The sequence below is a fragment of the Psychrobacter sp. 1U2 genome, assembly GCF_051847575.1.
The window spans coordinates 1-605 of the sequence record NZ_JBPYDC010001418.1 but is presented as its reverse complement, the minus strand read 5'-3'; the positions used below and the strand labels follow the sequence as shown (position 1 = coordinate 605).

Below are 605 nucleotides of genomic sequence, written 5' to 3'. Positions count from 1 at the left end.
GAACTTGGATGCCACAATTTTTAGAGAACTATTTTCGTGGCAATGATATTTTTTTGCATGATATCTCTCATCCCGTGATACAGTTTGATAATCATCAGTTAGAGCAAATATTGATTAATTTAATCAACAATGGTTTGCGTTATTGCGGTCTTGTACATCCGCATGCTTATGCTGAGGTGGAAATATATTGCGTGCAGAACGATGTTATAATCGATGTTTTAAATGAAGGTGAAAAAATCGCTCCAGCTGATGTAGAGCGCTTATTTGATCCGTTTTTTACTACCGATAAAGCAGGTACGGGACTGGGGCTTTACTTGTCTCAGGCCTTCAGCGAAGCCAATCATGCCAGGCTACTGTATGTCGCTGAACACGAAAAGACCTGTTTTCGCTTAATCACACCCATGGGCTCTTGTTCAGAAGTAGTATGGGATGACGAATATTAAGGTTCAAGGTGTCAATGATGCATCTACTGCTAATACATTGATTTTGACCCATAGTCAGTACAACACATGTGTGCAATTAATAAAAGATAAAAAGTCTTACAGATAAAGGTTTTTTATTTATAATGAATATTCGTTCAATCCCTTGTATCAATTAAGCAATAA

At 37.2% G+C, this 605-nt stretch carries 1 protein-coding gene; it reads left to right on the top strand.

All coding sequences use genetic code 11. The annotated features are described in order from the left end of the window. On the top strand, window positions 1-443 hold a 443-nt coding region (locus ACS8FD_RS22415), incomplete at its 5' end, for an ATP-binding protein (RefSeq protein WP_439277483.1). Window positions 444-605: the final 162 nt, after the last annotated feature.